Annotated in this window: 20 protein-coding genes; 16 read left to right on the top strand and 4 right to left on the bottom strand. The window is 39.6% G+C overall.

Going from position 1 to position 19,838, the window contains the following annotated elements; translation table 11 throughout:
- Positions 1-13 precede the first annotated feature (13 nt).
- The gene (gene gpmI, locus NEE14_RS11000; RefSeq protein WP_251967852.1) at positions 14-1,537 is read right to left on the bottom strand and encodes a 2,3-bisphosphoglycerate-independent phosphoglycerate mutase; all 1,524 of its coding nucleotides are present in this window, start codon (positions 1,535-1,537) and stop codon (positions 14-16) included.
- A 211-nt stretch (positions 1,538-1,748) separates the two neighbouring features.
- Here gpmI and NEE14_RS10995 point away from each other — a divergent pair, with 211 nt between their 5' ends.
- The gene (locus NEE14_RS10995) at positions 1,749-2,450 is read left to right on the top strand and encodes a M48 family metallopeptidase (protein WP_251967853.1); all 702 of its coding nucleotides are present in this window, start codon (positions 1,749-1,751) and stop codon (positions 2,448-2,450) included.
- 403 nt (positions 2,451-2,853) lie between these two features.
- Here the strand turns inward: NEE14_RS10995 and NEE14_RS10990 are convergent, their stop codons facing one another.
- Positions 2,854-4,299 (bottom strand): hypothetical protein, encoded by a 1,446-nt coding sequence (locus tag NEE14_RS10990; protein ID WP_251967854.1) that lies wholly within the window; start codon positions 4,297-4,299, stop codon positions 2,854-2,856.
- A gap of 885 nt (positions 4,300-5,184) precedes the next feature.
- On the opposite strand from NEE14_RS10990, the gene NEE14_RS10985 reads away from it, so the two are divergent.
- The 9 genes from NEE14_RS10985 to NEE14_RS10945 all read left to right on the top strand — a co-directional run bounded on the left by NEE14_RS10985 (position 5,185) and on the right by NEE14_RS10945 (position 10,684).
- Positions 5,185-5,904, top strand: coding sequence for a hypothetical protein (locus NEE14_RS10985; RefSeq protein WP_251967855.1), 720 nt, complete (start codon positions 5,185-5,187; stop codon positions 5,902-5,904).
- A 20-nt stretch (positions 5,905-5,924) separates the two neighbouring features.
- A complete protein-coding gene (locus tag NEE14_RS10980; protein WP_251967856.1) occupies positions 5,925-6,305 on the top strand; it encodes a YkvA family protein in 381 nt (126 codons plus the stop codon).
- Positions 6,306-6,307: 2 nt separating this feature from the next.
- Positions 6,308-6,676 carry a hypothetical protein gene (locus tag NEE14_RS10975; protein WP_251967857.1) on the top strand — a complete coding sequence of 123 codons (369 nt, stop codon included), beginning with the start codon at positions 6,308-6,310 and terminating at the stop codon, positions 6,674-6,676.
- A 343-nt stretch (positions 6,677-7,019) separates the two neighbouring features.
- The gene (locus NEE14_RS10970; RefSeq protein ID WP_251967858.1) at positions 7,020-7,244 is read left to right on the top strand and encodes a DUF6140 family protein; all 225 of its coding nucleotides are present in this window, start codon (positions 7,020-7,022) and stop codon (positions 7,242-7,244) included.
- Positions 7,245-7,485: 241 nt separating this feature from the next.
- Positions 7,486-7,785: a nucleotidyltransferase family protein gene (locus tag NEE14_RS10965; protein ID WP_251967859.1), complete on the top strand. Its 300-nt coding sequence runs from the start codon at positions 7,486-7,488 to the stop codon at positions 7,783-7,785.
- 62 nt (positions 7,786-7,847) lie between these two features.
- Entirely contained in the window at positions 7,848-8,237 is a 390-nt protein-coding gene (locus tag NEE14_RS10960; protein ID WP_251967860.1) for a hypothetical protein, read from the top strand.
- Positions 8,234-8,521, top strand: coding sequence for a hypothetical protein (locus NEE14_RS10955; RefSeq protein ID WP_251967861.1), 288 nt, complete (start codon positions 8,234-8,236; stop codon positions 8,519-8,521). The genes NEE14_RS10960 and NEE14_RS10955 overlap by 4 nt, the downstream gene beginning before the upstream one ends.
- A gap of 192 nt (positions 8,522-8,713) precedes the next feature.
- The gene (cysS, locus tag NEE14_RS10950; RefSeq protein WP_251967862.1) at positions 8,714-10,195 is read left to right on the top strand and encodes a cysteine--tRNA ligase; all 1,482 of its coding nucleotides are present in this window, start codon (positions 8,714-8,716) and stop codon (positions 10,193-10,195) included.
- Positions 10,196-10,276: 81 nt separating this feature from the next.
- On the top strand, positions 10,277-10,684 hold the full coding sequence (locus NEE14_RS10945; protein ID WP_251967863.1) for a PaaI family thioesterase: 408 nt from the start codon (positions 10,277-10,279) through the stop codon (positions 10,682-10,684).
- Here the strand turns inward: NEE14_RS10945 and purN are convergent.
- Positions 10,668-11,240, bottom strand: a complete 573-nt coding sequence (gene purN, locus NEE14_RS10940) for a phosphoribosylglycinamide formyltransferase (protein ID WP_251967864.1) — start codon at positions 11,238-11,240, stop codon at positions 10,668-10,670. The genes NEE14_RS10945 and purN overlap by 17 nt on opposite strands.
- A gap of 153 nt (positions 11,241-11,393) precedes the next feature.
- Here purN and NEE14_RS10935 point away from each other — a divergent pair, with 153 nt between their 5' ends.
- Genes NEE14_RS10935 through rnc form a run of 3 tightly spaced genes read left to right on the top strand, consistent with a single transcriptional unit; the run spans position 11,394 to position 13,839 of the window.
- Positions 11,394-11,630, top strand: a complete 237-nt coding sequence (locus tag NEE14_RS10935; protein ID WP_022454585.1) for an acyl carrier protein — start codon at positions 11,394-11,396, stop codon at positions 11,628-11,630.
- Positions 11,631-11,654: 24 nt separating this feature from the next.
- Positions 11,655-12,920, top strand: coding sequence for a beta-ketoacyl-ACP synthase II (gene fabF, locus NEE14_RS10930; protein WP_251967865.1), 1,266 nt, complete (start codon positions 11,655-11,657; stop codon positions 12,918-12,920).
- Positions 12,921-12,957: 37 nt separating this feature from the next.
- Entirely contained in the window at positions 12,958-13,839 is an 882-nt protein-coding gene (gene rnc, locus NEE14_RS10925) for a ribonuclease III (RefSeq protein ID WP_251967866.1), read from the top strand.
- 94 nt (positions 13,840-13,933) lie between these two features.
- On the opposite strand, the gene NEE14_RS10920 is transcribed toward rnc, so the two are convergent.
- The gene (locus NEE14_RS10920; RefSeq protein ID WP_251967867.1) at positions 13,934-14,980 is read right to left on the bottom strand and encodes an asparaginase; all 1,047 of its coding nucleotides are present in this window, start codon (positions 14,978-14,980) and stop codon (positions 13,934-13,936) included.
- A gap of 322 nt (positions 14,981-15,302) precedes the next feature.
- On the opposite strand from NEE14_RS10920, the gene NEE14_RS10915 reads away from it, so the two are divergent.
- The 3 genes from NEE14_RS10915 (at position 15,303) to mutS (ending at position 19,807) form a co-directional block, all read left to right on the top strand.
- Positions 15,303-16,127, top strand: a complete 825-nt coding sequence (locus NEE14_RS10915; RefSeq protein WP_251967868.1) for a 1-acyl-sn-glycerol-3-phosphate acyltransferase — start codon at positions 15,303-15,305, stop codon at positions 16,125-16,127.
- Between the two features lie 4 nt (positions 16,128-16,131).
- Positions 16,132-17,097: a GNAT family N-acetyltransferase gene (locus tag NEE14_RS10910; RefSeq protein WP_251967869.1), complete on the top strand. Its 966-nt coding sequence runs from the start codon at positions 16,132-16,134 to the stop codon at positions 17,095-17,097.
- An 88-nt stretch (positions 17,098-17,185) separates the two neighbouring features.
- Positions 17,186-19,807 (top strand): DNA mismatch repair protein MutS, encoded by a 2,622-nt coding sequence (gene mutS, locus NEE14_RS10905; protein ID WP_251967870.1) that lies wholly within the window; start codon positions 17,186-17,188, stop codon positions 19,805-19,807.
- Positions 19,808-19,838: the final 31 nt, after the last annotated feature.

The following is a 19,838-nucleotide window of genomic DNA, read 5'->3' as shown; positions in this document are numbered from 1 at the left end:
CAATTTTCAATTCTCAATTTTCCATTATTAAGTCTTTTCCCGTCATCTCAGCCGGCTGTGCCATACCTAAGATGTGCAGGATAGAAGGAGCTACGTCAGCCAGTACACCGTTTTCTACTTTGGCAGCTTTGTTTTCTGTTACGTAGACAAACGGAACCGGATTCAGTGAGTGAGCTGTATTCGGAGTACCGTCAGCATTCAGGGCATGGTCAGCGTTACCGTGATCGGCGATGATGATCACTTCGTAACCGTTTGCCTTGGCTGCTTCTACGGTATCTTTTACGCAGTTGTCGATAGCAACGACAGCCTTTTCGATTGCTTCGTAAACACCTGTATGACCAACCATATCTCCGTTGGCATAGTTGACAACGATGAAGTCATATTTCTGCGTACCGATAGCTTCTACCAGTTTGTCCTTTACTTCATAGGCGCTCATCTCCGGTTTTAAGTCGTAAGTTGCTACTTTCGGAGACGGAACCAGAATACGGTCTTCGTTTTCATACGGAGTTTCGCGACCACCGTTGAAGAAGAAGGTTACGTGTGCATATTTTTCTGTTTCGGCAATGTGCAACTGAGTCTTGCCGTTTTTAGCCAGATATTCGCCTAATGTATTATGTACATTTTCCTTGTCGAACAGGATATGTACGCCCTTGAATGAAGCATCATACGGAGTCATGCAATAGTACTGCAATCCCGGGATTGTCTTCATGCCCTGTTCCGGCATATCCTGCTGTGTCAGTACAATTGTCAATTCCTTGGCACGGTCGTTACGGTAGTTGAAGAAGATAACTACATCACCTTCTTTGATGGTTCCATCGACAGAGGCATTGTTGATCGGTTTGATGAATTCGTCAGTAACGCCTTCATCATACGATTCCTGCATAGCCTTTACCATATCGTTTGCCTGTTTGCCTTTTCCTTCGATCAACAGATCATAAGCTTCTTTGATACGTTCCCAACGTTTGTCGCGGTCCATAGCATAGAAACGACCTACGATAGAAGCGATCTGACCGGCTGATTTTGCGCAATGAGCTGTCAGTTCTTCGATGAAGCCTTTACCGCTCTTCGGGTCGGTATCACGACCATCCATGAAACAGTGGATGAAAGTTTTACCAGTCAGTCCGTATTCTTTAGCGATATCGCACAGTTTGAACAGATGATCCAGTGATGAGTGAACACCTCCGTTGGAAGTCAGTCCCATGAAGTGGATATTCTTTCCGTGTTCTTTGGCATACGTGAAAGCAGAAACCACTTCCTTATTTTGCATAATGCTGTTGTCGGCGCAAGCACGGTTAATCTTTACCAAGTCCTGATAAACAATACGACCGGCTCCGATATTTAAGTGACCTACTTCAGAGTTACCCATTTGACCGTCGGGAAGACCTACGTTTTCACCACTGGCCTGTAACTGAGAGTGAGGATAGTTTGCCAATAAAGAGTCCCAATACGGTGTTGGAGTGTTGAAAATGACATCATCTTTTTTGTGGTCGCCACAACCCCAACCGTCAAGAATCATTAAAAGTGCTTTCTTAGCCATAATTGTAATTTTTATATATGATAAGTAATCTGTTATTTCGTTTCTTTAGTTTGTTCGTTTCTAAGTAACTGTAAGCATCCAACTTAGTCGCCCGAAAACAAACAAACTTATCTACTTATATATGTTTGTCCTTATTTTCAATTCGCCTGCAAAGATAACAAATTCGGATGTATTATTGTTAGATCCAAAGTATTACTTTTGCCTAAGAATTATGGAAAAGTATTTTGATGATAAGGAATTAGGACGGGTCGTTATCCGTTACAGTGAGCGGGCACGTAATTATACGCTCAAAATAACCAACGGTCAGGTATTTGCAACCATGCCGGTTCGGGGAAGCGAAGAGAAAATGCTGACTTTTATCCTCGGTAACCGGGAGAAAATCAAGGCGGCTTTGAAGAAACATCCGGCCAGGCCTTTATTGAATGAACAGACCGATTGGCAGACGGCTACTTTTCGGGTACGAATTGTCCGTACCGAAAGGGATAATTTCTACATGACCCTCAAGGATGGTGTTTTGCAAATCTCCTGTCCTCAGGCCACCAACTTCGCCGACGACGAAGTCCAACAACTTCTCAAACAAATGCTGGCCAGTGCATTCCGCCATGAAGCCAAGCGATACTTGCCCGGACGTCTATCGGCTTGGGCTCAGAAATACGGCTTTGTTTATAAACAAGTAAAAATCAATAGTAGTCAGACGCATTGGGGCTCATGTACATCAAGCAAGCATATCAACCTTTCTCTCTACTTAATGCTTCTTCCCTGGCATCTGATTGACTATGTTCTCTTACATGAACTCTGTCATCTGAAGGAAATGAGTCATAACGAACACTTCTGGAACTTGTTGGACCGACTGACAGACGGGAAGGCAAAAGCCTTGCGAACAGAACTGAAATTATATCACATGTTGAAGTAAGGATTGAGGCCTCCTGTTGATAAATCCCTTCTTAACTCCTGAATAACCTACTTATATTCTTGTATTTACAAAGAACAATTCCTCTTTTTCCTACTATATTTTAATTAATTCACACATGTGATGTAATTGAATCACCATAATGAATTGATTGCATCACCTCTGTGAATTAATTGATTCATATTAGTGATTCAATTAATTTGTCGGCATGAAAATAGGAATTTGTAACGGATTTGTAATAGTTCTCAATGCTTTTGTGAGAGCTGATTTTTTAGGTCTAAAAGCTTGGAAAAAGGTAATATGGTATTGTATCTTTACCTCAAAGAGAAACTGGTTACTTTCTTGATATATTTGCCTTTGCGCTCTTTGACATGTTGATAAATGAAATAAGAAATGGATAAACTGATCATTCTGAACTAACATTCAGCTCTTCAAAATCAGACAATGGAATGGCGTATCCTAAGTAGGACCATTCTACGAAGAGTTCATCCTTATGTTTGCAAATAATCAGTTCGTCAAAAACAGATAATCCTTTTAGGAAAGAATAGCTTTCCAATGAGATTCGATATTGTTTTTGCTTTTCATTTTCACCGATTACCAAAGAGAAAAAAGTTCGATTTAAACATACATCTTTTATGGGATACTCATCATCTAAGTATTCTACGTCTAATGTACGACAAAGACTTTTTACAAATATCTCCAGTGCATTGCTGTTATCAAATTTACCAATGAAGTGAGACCAGACTTTTTCCTGGGATTTTGTAGGTACGTCAAAACGGATTCTTTTTAGGCATAAAGGTAATTGATAGATATTATCCTCTTCGTTCGGGAAAGCCATCCACATTTCATCTGCCTCTTTTTCATATTTATATACACCATAATAGATGTGATATGAGTGCTTTTCGGTTGGTTTGGATTCTGAGATTTGTACGATGGCATCATAATCTTCATCATCATTTTCTTTATTCAAAAAGAGAATATTAAAGATTTGTTTATCAATAAAGGTTTCATTATCATTCCCTATTTCAAATTCTTGGACAATATAGCTACCATGATAAATGGAGTCTGATTCCCGACTCATGAATAACCAGAATCTGCTTCCTTTAGTGAAGTTTTCGTCTGCGTCATGCCAATAGCTAAAATCGCCCCATTCATGAAATATAGTTCCTCCACGGAGTGCTGCATTCAAAAAAAGAGGATCTGCATAATATTGCAAAATAAGTGTTGGATTTTCTACCAGACCCCATGTACAAGGAGGGACTACATCTAATAATGTTTCCGAAGTTAATGCCTGAATGGCTTTATAGGCTACATCATTTTCGGGATGTACGGAATGAAAATAATTATTCAAATGGATAATCAGATCAGACAATGTCTGTTTGAAAAGAGAATTGTAAGGATCCAGTTGTTTCGCTTTTACGTAAAACAACATAAGCATACCAAAAAATATATCTTTATTGTCTGTTTTCAAATCCTTTAGTAGAGGAACTACCTCCTTTACAAACGAGGTTGGTAAGTTTGCGTAATTTTCATCTATTAGCGCACAAAGTAATTTTTCAGTCCATAAAGGATCTTTCTTGTCAAATGAATATGACGCTACTACGGTAGTAAACCATTTTGCCTTTTCAACCGTAATGGCAACTTCAATTAATCGCTCATCCGTTAGGGCAAAGCTGTTACATACATCATTCCAAATATTATTTACAGTTTTTGGGGATACAGTTCCTTTCATAAACCGGTAAATACTACTTCTGCTTGTAGCTTCCAGGCTGGCTGAAAAAGTTGATGCCGATGAAGCAAAAATACAATTTTCAATCAGAAATTTCAGAATGCTTTGTTTAGTTTCAATCATAATTTGTATCAATAAACAGGCTTTTTGGTACAAAAAGAGACTTCTTTCAAAATAGAAATAGTGAGCTATTGGATGGCTAACAAGACTCTTTTATTTTTGTACCTGACAGGTGTAAAGGTAAATAAAAATCCCTTACGGGCGTCATGTAAAAGAAAAAATGTATATTTGCGATACGAAGGGAAGAGAAATACCCTTTCGGTTAGAAATGCGTTCTTTCATCTTTTATTCTAAGAAACGAAATCGCCAATTTCAATAAACTCAGACGGATAAAAGAAACATGACGCTCATCTGTATTGTCTATGCAAGCTTTTTGTATAGTCCGTATGGATTATACTTTTTGCATACCAAATATGGCGTGGGATTTTTGTTTTCGCTTGTCTCTGAGTTGGCGTTTGGCGATGCCTGTTTCTTGACAAAAGGAAAGAAGTCCTCACGCCTTTTTTATTATAAACAAGCTGGTTTCAGGGGACTTATCAGCATATAAAATAAAAGAATGATGTAACACACAGATGTAGAAATGCAGTAAAGAAACGTTTTTTGAATCATATAACGCTTTTGCATCGATTGAAGAAATAATTGTTATTAGGAGAGCGTCGTATTGAACAAGAAATGTATATTTGTATTAAAACAGTCGGAACAATAACTGATGTAATAATCACTTCTAAATATTGTAGAAACTGTTAATGGAAGAGTTGACCAGATATTGAGAATTAAAATGTACGATATTGAATTATCCTAATGGTTTATAAATTATTAGGATATAAACGTTGTATTTAGTTGTCGGGTTATAGATGTTGAAACTGTAGTCATTCTTGAGTATGAAATTATTATTGTAATAAATGTAGATATGTTTGATATATAAAGAACAAATAAAATATTTATAATATGGATGCAAATATTGAATTGTGGAATAAGGCCTTAAAAGGAGCTATGGCAATTCCTTTCGTAAAAGTTGATAGAGAGTCTTTTCTGAGAAAAGAATTATCAATTTATTGTAATGAGGATCAAATCAATTTAGCAATTTCAAATTCGCCCACTAAGGTCTTAACAAATAGACAAATGTCGAAAATAGCTAATGGTTGCATTAAATATCATTTAACATTGGTGTGTAGTGCTTCTGCATTAGCCGGATTACCAGGAGGATGGGCATTGGCTGGTACTATTCCTGCAGATATTGCTCAATTCTATGCTCATGTGTTTGCCTTGACACAAAAATTACTTTATATCTATGGATGGCCTGATTTGCAAAATCAAAATGGTGAATTGGATGATGAGACTGCGCAAGTTCTTACTTTATTTACTGGAGTGATGATGGGCTCTCAAGCTGCTACAGAAGCTGTAAGGAATTTAACAAAAGCTTTTGCGGGGCAAATTGCAGTTCGTCTGCCTAAACAAGCTTTAACAAAATGTGCCATATATAATGTTGCTAAACAGGTGGCAAAATGGATTGGAATAAAGTTAACTAAAGATAGTTTTTCTAAGGGAATAGCTAAAGTGGTTCCTTTGATAGGCGCTCCTATATCAGCAGGATTAACTTATTGGACATTTAAACCTATGGCTAATCGATTGAAAAAGCATTTAGATGAGCAAATGGACCTATGTTGAATAAATTGAAATTTTCTATAATGGATAAAAATGAAGTTATTCGTATATTTAAGAAAGACTGGTTATCTAAAGCAGATGATTATGTCCATACGCCAAAGAAGCTTCAATTTCTGATTCCTGAAATTAAAAATTATGTGTGCAAGAATGGCATTAAAGATGCTAAAGGTGAAATCACTCTTATTATTTCTTATATAAGAGATATATCTACTGGAAAGTATTCGGATTATAATGGAAAGAGTTTATTAATGCTTGTAGCGGGAATGATTTATTTACTAACTCCATTAGATATTGTCCCCGATGTTCTCCCTTTGGTTGGATTTGCTGATGATGCTGCAGTTATCACTTGGCTTTTTAAAGAATTTAGAGAAGAATTGGATCATTATAGAAATAAAAATATATAATTATGTTGCAAAAATATTTTGCCAAATGGGGAGATAAAATGTTTGAAGATGATATGGCTAAAATAGTTAGAAAACATTCTCTTTATGCTGCTATTGTTATGGCAGTTCCCCTCTTTGGATTAGGGATTTTTTTCTTTATTTACATTTTATGGCATATGTATTTTAAACTATGCGAAAAGTGTGAAACTACATTAAAGTTAAGTACGGTTATAGTTGGAATAGTTATAAATGCAATAATTGCAATAGCCGTTAACCTATTGTTGATGGCTTTGCCTATAATAGGATGGTTAGGAACAGGTTTTATTGTTTATGTTCAGTTTTATTTCTCTGGAAAAGCTTATATTGAAACATTAAGAAAAATATTGTCTTAAATTAAATGTAATGATGTGGAAGAATCGAAAAGTAAAGTATAAATCTGGAATTTGTATCTAAACAGGTATACGAAATATTATAAATAAGGATCTTAAGTTTGATATTACTTATGCTATAATATATATATGCAATATTTTTAGTTTATAAAAGTATTGCCAGTTTTTTATTTTATTGGTTTTATATGCTTTTGCCATTTATGTTTACTATAGGAATATTTCTTACTATTTAACAATTGATAATTGTTATTGGAAGAATTTGATGAGAAATCAATCTAAATATAAAGGGTTGGTTTTATTATAAAATGTTGTCAAAAATATTTGGTTTTTAACTATTAATGTAACCATGCCATTATTCAGAGTAACCGTGAAGACCGCGAAGAATAGTAACGGAATTCGCATTGAGAAAGGAATGAGTGTAGAAGTTGTGACTCCCTCAACAAGTAGTAATCCGTTAACAACCAATGGCGGTCAGGCTGTAACCGATGCTTTTATGCGTATATATGGCATTGATGCTAAAAAAGCGGGTATATTATCGACTGTATACTTAGATGTGCAACGGATTGGATGAAGATTTGTTTCCTCAAGGGTTTGATGTGATCAGCCCTTGGGGAAAATGTTCTTGCAATCGATAAGACCTTCCCTGGTACGTTTCCCGTAGAACAGTGCACCAGGGAAGGTTTTCGTGTTTTTTAATGATTAGATTAAGCGAAATGGAATCATCATTTTTGAATAAAGAATAAAGAAAAACCAGTGTATTCTGTCGTGAATGAAGTGATAAGTATTACCTTTGCGACAAACAGTGAAGGAATATGAAGACGATAGAGGAATGTATTCGTATAATTAATTCGCGAAAGCAAGAATTACAGCAAGAATATGGAATACGTTCTTTGCGTATATTTGGTTCTGTGGTAAGAGGTGAGCAGACCGAAGGCAGTGATGTGGATATCTGTATTGACGCAGATCCCACAGGCCTTATTCACTTTGTGCACTTGAAACATTTTTTTGAGAGTATGTTGGGCTGTCCCGTCGATCTTATTCGAATGAATCGGAATATGGATGTGTTTTTTAAAGATCAGATTGAGCAAAATGGAATCATCGTCTTTGGATAAGGACTAAAAGTCTTACATATACTTGACCAAGTAGAAAGAGTTGTCATTATTAAATGATGTTTATGAGAAAGATATTAAATGTAGTACATTCGTTTCTAATGGATGTGGAAAAAATAGAATTGGAATTAACCTGGATTAGAAAAGTATGGTATGTGGTAGTGTTGGTAGGAACAAGCATCTATGTTTTTAATAATTTCCACGAGTTGATAAATTTTACATTCTTCGATCAGTTTAACGGCAAAAACTTGATATTCATTTTGTGGTTAGCATTAATATTAATGCCTTTGTTTGATAATTTCGAAGGCTTCGGTATTCGTTTTAATACACATAAAATGATTGAATCTAATAAGATTTCAAGTCAATTGGCAGACGATGTGTTGAAAAAAGGACAAAAGACTTCTGATGAATTAAAAAGTGAAATGGAAAAAATTATCTCAAACGAAGAAAAATGATGAACAATTATTATAATCGAGATTTAGCTCTCAGATATATAAAGGATGTAATTGATGATGGCTTACAAAAAATGGGAGATAGTACTCTTTCACTTGAAGTGTGTAATGCCTGGATTGAATATTCAAAAAAGGTGTTGGAGTTGACAACCAAAGATTATAATCCATCAATATTGTTGAACTATTTGAGGGTGATAAACAATATTCTTTATACATCTTCTATTACACCACAAAATAAGTTGAGTATGTGTTTGGAATATTTGATTGGTATTTTAAAGTTATTATAAGGCGGAATTTATGAGCCAATTAAAGATTACGCCTCTTGGATTTATGTGCTTTATTGTAGATGTTTTGCAATTCACCCACAAGTCGTGGGTGGATTATTGACGGCATCATTGATCCTAAGCAAGAAAAATTGGCAACATACTATCGGTAATGCTGTGATAAATATTACCTTTGCGATATTAAATGATTGAATTATGGAACATCCTTTGCATATTTACAACACGTTGACCCGTAGAAAGGAACAATTTGTTCCGTTGCACGAACCTTTTGTTGGCATGTATGTTTGCGGACCAACGGTTTATGGAGATGCGCATCTCGGACATGCGCGTCCGGCGATTACGTTTGATGTCTTGTTTCGGTATTTGAAACATTTGGGATATAAAGTGCGTTATGTACGTAATATTACGGATGTTGGTCACTTGGAGCATGATGCCGACAGTGGAGAAGACAAGATCGCTAAGAAAGCACGCCTGGAACAGTTGGAGCCGATGGAAGTGGTTCAGTATTATCTGAACCGGTATCATAAGGCGATGGACGCACTGAACGTATTGCCTCCCAGTATTGAACCACATGCTTCCGGTCATATTATCGAACAAATTGATTTGGTAAAGAAAATCCTGGATAACGGATATGCTTATGAAAGCCAGGGTTCGGTATACTTCGATGTTGAGAAGTATAATAAAGATCATCGGTACGGAATCTTGTCGGGACGGAATATTGAGGATATGCTCAATACAACACGTGCTCTTGACGGACAGGAAGAGAAACATAATCCGATTGACTTTGCTCTTTGGAAGTGTGCACAGCCGGAACATATCATGCGTTGGCCTTCTCCGTGGAGTGATGGTTTCCCCGGATGGCATTGTGAATGTACGGCCATGGGAAAGAAATATCTGGGTGAAAACTTCGATATTCACGGTGGCGGTATGGACTTGATATTCCCGCATCATGAATGTGAAATTGCTCAGGCAGTCGCTTCTCAAGGACATGATATGGTACATTATTGGATGCACAATAATATGATTACCATTAATGGTCAGAAGATGGGCAAGTCATTGGGCAACTTCATTACGTTGGATGAGTTCTTTAACGGTAATCATGCAATGCTGGTACAGGCTTATTCTCCGATGACAATTCGTTTCTTTATTCTTCAGGCTCATTATCGGAGTACAGTCGATTTCAGTAACGATGCTTTGCAAGCTTCAGAAAAAGGGTTGGCCCGTCTGCTTGATGCTTATGCAAGTTTGCTGAAGTTGAAACCGGCAGCTGCATCGACAGTCGATTTGAAGGATTTAAGACAGAAATGTTATGATGCCATGAATGATGACCTGAATACACCGATTGTCATCTCTCATCTGTTCGATGCTTCTCGTACCATTAATTCTATTAAAGATGGAAAAGATACGATCTCAGAAGCCGATCTGAAGGAACTGCAAGACGTATTCCAGCTGTTCGTCTTTGATTTGCTTGGCTTGAAAGATGAAGCACGGAGTGGAGCCGATAACGGCAGTGTGGAAGCATTCAGCAAAGCGGTAGATTTACTGTTGTCGATCCGCCAGCAGGCTAAAGCCAATAAAGACTGGGCTACTTCGGATAAGATCCGGAATGAATTGACGGCAATGGGCTTCGAAATTAAGGATACCAAAGAAGGTGCCGAATGGAAATTGAATAAATAAGCATGATAGCGGGCGAGTTGACAAAGCGGAATATCCTTGTCAACTCGTCTTTTTATTAATTTGTTAACTCATTAACTTACTATGACTATACAAGAATTTTTACAAGGGGATAAATTTGCCCTATTGGCCGGTGTTGAATTACTGGAAGCCGGCAACGGATATGCAAAAGCCCGCATGGAAATCAAACCCGAACATTTGAACGGAGGCGGTGTTTGTCAGGGCGGAGCGATTTTTACCTTGGCCGACTTGGCTTTTGCGGCAGCCACCAACAGTCATGCCCGCCTGACATTTTCTATTACCTCTAATATTAATTTCTTCAAATCAGAAAGCAAAGGATTCCTTTATGCCGAAGCGCGTGAAGCCTTCAGTCATAAACGTCTTGCCAACTGCGAAGTCCGTATCACTAACGAAGCTGGTGAGCTGATCGCCACATTCAACGGAACAGGTTACCGGAAAGATACCGAATTACCTTTCAAGCCTCTTGAGTGAGCAACTTCTCGATGACTTGCGGATAATAAGTATATTCTAAGGCGTGTACCTTTGCCGCTACATCTTCAGGCGTATCTGTCGGGAGTAATTCGCATGACGCCTGGAAGATGATGGCGCCTTCATCGTAATGTTCATTAATATAATGTATGGTAATTCCTGATTCTCTTTCACCGGCAGCAACCACAGCCTCGTGTACATGCATGCCGTACATGCCTTTTCCGCCATGTTTGGGCAAGAGAGACGGATGGATATTGATAATCTTTTCCGGAAAAGCCTGCATAAGCGGATCAGAGATCTTGCTCATGAAACCGGCTAAGACAATAAAGTCAATGTGATATTCCTGCAAGACTTTGATTACCGGTTCGCCGGCCTCAAAGTCGGCTTTCGATAAAGTAATGGAAGGAATATGCAGACGGGCGGCCCGTTCGTGTACACCCGCTTTCAATCTGTTAGACACAATTAATGCCACATTAATCTTTTCATTCTTAGAAAAATATTCGGCAATATTCTCTGCATTTGTACCTGCTCCGGAAGCAAAAATGGCTATATTCTTCATGATAATTTCTGTTTTTGTGCACAAGAAAATAAAAAATGTGCAATTTATCTCATTTTTCGGTCTTTAAATTTGTATTGTAACGCAAAAAATTCGTTTCTTTGCAGTGCAAAAATAAAAAGTAATATTGTAATTATTAATCTAAATTCAAAAGTTATGTCTGAAATAGCTGAAAAAGTAAAGAATATCATCGTTGATAAACTGAGTGTAGAAGAATCAGAAGTTACAAACGAAGCAAGCTTTACTAACGATTTAGGAGCAGACTCTCTTGATACAGTAGAATTGATTATGGAATTTGAAAAAGAATTCGGTATCTCTATTCCTGATGATCAAGCAGAAAAGATTACAACTGTAGGTGACGCTATCGCTTATATCGAAGCTAACGCGAAGTAATCAACCCTTTTTATATAAAAAGGTATGGAATTAAAACGAGTTGTAGTAACAGGTCTTGGAACTATTACTCCTCTTGGAAATACCCTCGCAGAAACATGGGAGGGTCTTCTCAACGGGAAGAGTGGGGCAGGACCTATTACTCATTTTGATGCAAGTAAATTTAAGACACGGTTTGCATGTGAAGTAAAAAACTTCGATGCCTCTTTATATGTAGATCGTAAAGAAGCACGCAAATGTGATCGTTATAGTTTGTTAGCCATTGGTGCAGCCAAGCAAGCAATTGAAGATGCAGCAATGGACTTGGAAAGCGAAGATAAGGATCGTATCGGTGTTATCTTTGCTGCGGGTATCGGTGGTATCCAGACTTTTGAAGATGAAGTATTGGGTTATGCTAAGACTAAAGATACAATTGGTCCGAAGTTCAATCCGTTCTTTATTCCGAAGATGATCGCGGATATCGCAGCTGGTCATATTTCTATGATTTACGGATTCCGTGGCCCGAATTTTGCAACTGTATCAGCTTGTGCATCTTCAACGAATGCAATTGCAGATGCATTCAATTATATCCGTTTAGGAAAAGCTAATGTAATTGTAACAGGTGGAGCAGAAGCTGCAATCGCTGCTCCTGGTGTAGGCGGCTTCAATTCAATGAATGCTTTGTCAACACGTAATGATTCTCCTGAAACTGCTTCACGTCCGTTCAGCGGAAGCCGTGATGGTTTCGTGATGGGTGAAGGTGCTGCGTGTCTGGTATTGGAAGAATTGGAACATGCTTTGGCCCGTGGAGCGAAGATCTATGCAGAAGTTGCCGGTGCTGGAATGTCAGCCGATGCTTATCACTTAACAGCTTCTCATCCGGAAGGCTTAGGAGCTATCCTGGTAATGAAGAATGCATTGGAAGACGCTGAAATGAAACCGGAAGACATTGACTATATCAATGTTCACGGAACCTCTACTCCGGTAGGTGATATTTCAGAAGTAAAAGCTATTCAGAAAGTATTTGGTGAGCACGCCTATAAATTGAATATCAGTTCAACGAAATCAATGACAGGACACTTGCTGGGTGCTGCGGGTGCTTTGGAAGCTATCGTTAGTATCAAAGCCGTCCAGGAAGATATCGTTCCTCCAACTATTAACCATGCTGAAGGAGATGATGATCCGGAAATTGATTACAACTTGAACTTTACATTTAATAAAGCTCAGAAGCGTACAGTAAATGTAGCTTTGTCAAATACATTCGGCTTTGGTGGTCATAATGCCAGTGTAATCGTTAAAAAATTTGTAAAGTAACGTGTTATCACAACTATACAAAAAAATAAGGCTCCTTATGCATAAAGGTAAGGAGCCTTATTTGTCTATATATAAGATTGTAGGCTTTTATCCGGATAATATCCAGCTGTACAAGCAGGCTTTTCTGCATAAGTCACAATCTATAGAAGACGATGAAGGAAAATGGTTGAATAACGAACGTCTTGAATTCTTGGGTGATGCTATATTGAGTGCGGTGGTAGCGGATATTGTTTATAAGCATTTCCAGAATAAGAGAGAAGGTTTCCTGACGAATACACGTTCCAAGATTGTGTCTCGCGATTCGATGAATCGGATCGGATTAAGTTTGGGCATCGATCATCTGCTAAGGTATTCTATTAATGTGCATGCTCAGCACGAAGCGCATAATAGCAATATGCTGGGAAATGCTTTGGAAGCATTAATCGGAGCTATTTATCTGGATCAGGGTTTTGATGCGTGTTATCGGTTTATTGATGATGTCCTGATCAAAAAACATATTGACATTGACAAGATTTCGGAAACGGAAGTCAACTTCAAATCGAATTTGATTGAATGGGGACAAAAGAACCGCTTACCGATATCGTTTGAGATTATTGAGTCGTTCCAGGATGAACAGAGTAATCCGGTATTCCAGACGGCAGCCGTTCTTGTTGAAACCGGCGAACATATTGGAATCGGAATCGGATATTCTAAAAAGGAATCACAACAGAACGCGGCTCAGATGGCTATGAAAAAAATACGTACGGACCGGATTTTCCAACAGCATATTTTAGGCTTGAAGAAAAAACTTCGGGAAGAGAAAAAGTCTCGTGAAGAAGTTGAACAGACAGACGGGCAAAATATCGTGGTGGAAGAATCCTCGTCTGAGGTAGAAAGAATAGATCTTTCACCCATATCTAAGGAAGCCGTAGCTGAATAAGGTTTCCTAAAAAACAGGCAGAAAAAGAAATGGCATACAGATACCGGAATGGTAATTGATTCTGTATGCCATTTTTATGAATAGATGGTTTCTTTTAATCTTCTACTGTAATCTCACCAATTAGCGAACACTGCATATATTCTTTTACTTCTTCCGGACTTAATCCGCTTCCGAACAGAAACATCAGTTTGGTAACAGCACTTTCGGTTGTACTGTCGTAACCGCTGATTACTCCGTTTTCAAGTAAATGATGGCCTGTTTTATATCGTCCCATTTCAACACTTCCGGTATGGCATTGCGTAATATTGACGATCACAATACCTTTGTCGGTTGCCTCTCGGATCAGTTTGAGAAACCATTCCGACGAAGGCGCGTTTCCACTGCCGAAGGTTTCCATCACAACTCCTTTTAAGTTGGGCGTATTCAGCAGATTCTCAACAACCGAGGGCGACATACCCGGGAAAAGTTTGAGTATGGCGATATGGTTGTCGAAGGTATAATGCGGTTTCAAAGGCTTTCTCAGTTTAGACCGGTAAATATGGGGCAAGTTGTAATGAATACTGATACCTGCATGAGCCAGTACCGGGTAATTATAAGAATGAAAAGCATTGAAATTGTCGGCGCTCGTCTTGCTGGTTCGGTTGCCACGCATCAAATCATTCTCAAAGAAAATACAAACCTCCTGAATAAGCGGAGAATCACCGTCGCGGGCAGCAGCTATTTCAATGGCTGTGATCAGATTCTCTTTTCCATCCGTACGAAGCATGCCTAATGGCAGTTGTGAACCTGTTAAGATAACCGGTTTACTCAGATTCTCGAGTATGAAACTAAGGGCAGAGGCTGTGAAAGCCATTGTGTCTGTCCCGTGTAAAACGACAAATCCGTCGTATATAGCATAATTCTCGGTAATAATCTGTGCTATTTTGATCCATACATCTGGTCCGATTTCGGATGAATCAAGCGGATTCTCAAATTGGATAGTCGAAATGGTACAGTCTAAAGCATTCAGATCAGGAATAAACTGGGACAAATATTGAAAATCGAAAGGTTCGAGTAATCCTGTTTCCTGGCTTTGTATCATCCCGATAGTTCCGCCCGTATAGATTAAAAGGATGGATGTTGGTTTATTATTCTCTTTCATGTTAATAAGAAGTTGCGCTTAACAGTTTCGTGCTGCAAAGATAACTATCATTTTGTAACAATTTATATAATCCATCCGCTAATTTCATGCGGAATATATTACATTATGATTCTATTATGTCTGGAAATGAATTTGATTCTCGTTAGAAACGGGCTTTTCGATATATGTGAAAAGCTTCTTGACTTCTGTTCACCATTTATTTTCTGGCAAGAATTGAACTCATGATTAACAGGGTTGTGGTCTTTTTTCACAGGTTTTATTGAATATATACATATCATGTTATTTTTTATTGTAAGTTTGTAACGAAAAGAATCAATCTCCAATGAACGAACAAGGAATTAATTTGATAAATATCCGTAAGGTATTGGAACAGAAAGCCCCTTCTGCTGCGAAGAAGATCCCGGACTTTCTGGTTAATTATCTGGTTCGTACGGTTCATCAGGATGAACTGAATGACATTATACTTCGTTATCACGACAAGTATGGGGTTGATTTCATGGAATCTTTACTCGGTTATTTCGATTTGAAGCTGGATATTCACGGTGAAGAGAACCTGAAGTCCGACGGGCGGTTTATATTTGCTTCCAATCATCCGCTTGGAGGAATGGACGGGATTTGCCTGTCGGCTTATATTGGCCGGCGGTATGATGGAAAAATCCGTTATCTGGTGAACGATCTTCTGCTCTATTTACAGAATCTGCAATCTATTTTTGTCCCGATTAACAAGCATGGCGCACAAGGACGCGATAATGCTCTTCGAATTGAGGAGGCATACGCTTCCGACAATCAGATTATTACCTTTCCAGCTGGACTTTGTTCACGGAAAATAAACGGGAAGATTGTAGATTTGGAATGGAAAAAGTCGTTTATCCAGAAGGCAGTGCAATACAAACGGGATATCGTGCCGGTTTATTTTGACGGACAGAATTCTGCCCGTTTTTACCGGTTGGCCAATATTCGGAAAAAACTGGGTATCAAGATGAATTATGAAATGATTTATTTGCCGGACGAGATGTTCCGGGCCAAGCATAAAACATTCCATATCTACTTTGGAAAACCGATTCCGTGGCAAACCTTCACTTCCGGCCAGAAGTCGGTAGAGTGGGCGGAATGGGTAAAACAAATTGTTTATCATTTAAAAGGATAATACGATGCAAGATATCATTCAACCGATTGACCGCGGCTTATTGAAAGCGGAGTTGACGAAAGACAAGTTGCTTCGCCGTACGAATAAATCAAATAATGAGATTTATGTCATAACCGCTCACGATTCACCCAATGTAATGCAAGAAATTGGACGTCTGCGGGAAATCGCTTTCCGTTATTATGGTGGTGGAACCGGGTTCCCGGTTGATATTGATGAGTTCGATACGATGGAAGACGCATACCGGCAGCTGATTGTCTGGAATCCGGATGAAGAGATGATCTTGGGTGGTTATCGTTTCCTTTGTGGCTCGGATGTCCGGTTCGACAAACAGGGCAAACCTGTTTTGGCAACATCTCATCTGTTTAATTTCTCCGACCGGTTTATCCGGGAATATCTGCCTTATACTGTAGAATTAGGCCGTTCGTTTGTGGCCCTTGAGTTTCAGGCAACGCGTTCGGGCAATGCTCGGGGATTGTTCGTTTTGGATAATCTTTGGGATGGACTGGGGGCTTTGTCGGTAATCGACCCTACGTTGCAGTATTTCTTTGGAAAGGTAACGATGTATAATACCTATAATACTGAGGCTAGGAATATGATTCTGTATTTCCTGCATCATCATTTTGAGGATAAAGAACATTTGGTAACCCCGATTTATCCGTTGCAGACCAATACAGATGTAGAGCGGATGAAAGAGTTGTTCCGCTATGATAATTTCAAGGATAATTATAAGGTATTGAATCAGGAAGTCCGGAAATTTGGTATTAATGTCCCGCCATTGGTAAATGCCTATATGAGTCTTTCTCCGAAGATGAAGGTATTCGGTACGGCTATCAACCATGAATTCGGTGAAGTGGAAGAAACGGGCATACTGATTAAGATCAATGAAATATTGGAAGACAAGAAAAAACGCCATATCGAAACCTTCCTCAAAGAAGAATGCCAGCATCCTGAACTGATCCGGAAAGGATAAATGATGGGCTGAGTTTCGGGAAAGAGCATTTTTCCGTTTCCTATTTTTGTGCTAATTTTGCTCAGATTAATTTAAAGCAGGATAAATCGTGGCAAAGATAGTAGAAACCCCATTGATGAAGCAGTATTTTGATATCAAGGCGAAACATCCAGATGCTATTTTACTGTTTCGTGTGGGCGACTTTTACGAGATGTATGGCGATGACGCAGTCGTCGGAGCTGAAATATTGGGCATTGTCCAGACAAAACGGGCGAATGGAGTAGGGCAGTCGGTCGAGATGGCCGGGTTTCCGCATCATGCCTTGGATACTTATTTGCCGAAACTGGTGCGTGCCGGCAAACGGGTAGCTATATGCGACCAGCTGGAAGACCCGAAGTTGGCCAAGAAACTCGTGAAGCGCGGAATTACTGAACTGGTAACTCCGGGCGTTTCTATCAACGATAATATCTTGAACCATAAGGAAAATAATTTCCTGGCAGCCATTCATCTGGTAAAAGACAAATGTGGCGTTTCTTTCCTCGATATTTCTACGGGTGAATTCCTCACGGCCGAAGGAACGACGGATTATATTGATAAGCTGTTGAATAACTTCTCGCCGAAAGAAGTCCTGATAGAACGGAACAACAAGAAAAGATTCGAAGAACTCTTTGGTCCGCGTTATTTTACGTACGAACTGGACGACTGGATTTTTACTTCTGAAGCAGCCAACGACCGTCTGCTGAAGCATTTCGAAACAAAGAACCTGAAAGGTTTCGGTATCCAGCACCTGAAGTTGGGAATTATCGCTTCAGGGGCTATTTTGTATTATTTGGATCAGACACAGCATACCCATATTTCTCATATCACTTCGTTATCTCGGATAGAAGAAGAGCGTTATGTCCGTCTGGATAAGTTTACGGTACGTAGTCTGGAGCTGGTCAGTGCGATGAACGAAGACGGGAAAAGCCTGCTGGATGTCATCGACAAAACGATTTCTCCGATGGGTTCCCGATTGTTGCGCCGGTGGATTTTATTCCCGTTGAAAGATGTAAAGCCGATTCAGGAAAGACAGGATGTGGTGGAATATTTCTTCCGTCATCCGGAAGTGAAAGAATTACTGGACGAGCAGCTTGAACAGATTGGAGACCTCGAACGTATTATCTCGAAAGTAGCCGTCGGGCGTGTCTCTCCGCGTGAAGTTGTACAGCTGAAGGTTGCTTTGCAGGCACTTGAGCCGATCAAAGAGGCTTGTATGGCAAGCAACGAACCTTCTTTATGCCGGATTGGCGAGCAGCTGAATGTCTGTGCCCTGATTCGGGATCGGATTGATCGGGAAATTCAGCCTGATCCGCCTACTTTGGTTAATCGGGGTGGCGTCATTGCCAAAGGAGTTAACGCTGAACTGGATGAGTTGCGTTCGATTGCTTATTCGGGAAAAGATTATTTGCTGCAAGTACAGCAGCGGGAAATTGAGCGGACCGGTATTCCCAGTTTGAAGATAGCTTTCAACAATGTTTTTGGTTATTATATTGAAGTCCGGAATGCCCATAAGGATAAAGTTCCGGCCGACTGGATACGTAAACAGACGTTGGTTAATGCCGAGCGTTACATTACCGAAGAACTGAAAGAGTATGAAGAGAAGATCTTAGGAGCCGAAGAGAAGATTCTTTCTTTGGAAGCCCGTCTGTTCAATGAGTTGGTGCTCTGCCTGACGGAATATATTCCTCCCATCCAGTGTAATGCGAATCTGGTTGGGCGTCTGGATTGCCTGCTTTCGTTTGCCAAAGCAGCTGAAAGCAATAAGTATATTCGTCCGCTGGTAGATGAATCGGACGTGATCGATATTAAAGGTGGCCGTCATCCGGTTATCGAAAAGCAGTTGCCTTTGGGAGAAGTTTATGTGGCGAACGATGTATATTTGGATGAAGACAAACAGCAGATCATTATCATTACCGGACCGAATATGGCGGGTAAGTCGGCTTTGCTGCGTCAGACAGCTTTGATCACTCTGTTGGCTCAGATCGGATGTTTCGTACCGGCCGAGAGTGCCCGGATCGGAATCGTGGATAAAATCTTTACCCGTGTAGGAGCTTCTGACAATATATCGGTCGGAGAATCAACCTTCATGGTCGAGATGAACGAGGCGGCAGATATTCTGAATAACATGACTTCGCGCAGTCTGGTCTTGTTTGACGAATTAGGCCGGGGAACAAGTACCTACGATGGTATTTCCATTGCCTGGGCAATTGTCGAGTACATTCACGAACATCCGAATACACATGCCAAGACTCTCTTCGCAACGCATTATCATGAATTGAATGAGATGGAACGCTCTTTCCCGCGGATCAAGAACTTTAATGTCTCGGTAAAGGAAGTCGGCAATAAGGTGATATTTCTGCGTAAACTGGTTCCCGGCGGAAGTGAGCACAGTTTTGGTATTCATGTTGCCAAGATGGCCGGAATGCCCAAGTGCATTGTAAACCGGGCAGACGAAATATTGAAACAGCTGGAGTCTGAGAAACGCCAGGAAGGAGCGATATCGGGTTCATCGGTAAAGAAAACTCCGGTAACTGGGCAATCGGGAAACTATCAGCTCAGCTTTTTCCAGCTGGATGATCCGGTCTTGAGCCAGGTTCGGGATGAAATCAAGAATATGGACTTGAATAACCTGACTCCGCTCGAAGCGCTGAACAAGCTGAGCGAGATCCGGAAAATCATTACTGGAAAATAAAAGCATAAGCCGAGTTAAACCGGTTGAAAGA

It is taken from the genome of Parabacteroides sp. AD58, assembly GCF_023744375.2.
Taxonomy (GTDB): Bacteria; Bacteroidota; Bacteroidia; order Bacteroidales; family Tannerellaceae; genus Parabacteroides; species Parabacteroides absconsus.
The sequence above is the reverse complement of the archived record's forward strand: the minus strand, read 5'-3'. Positions and strand labels throughout refer to the sequence as shown.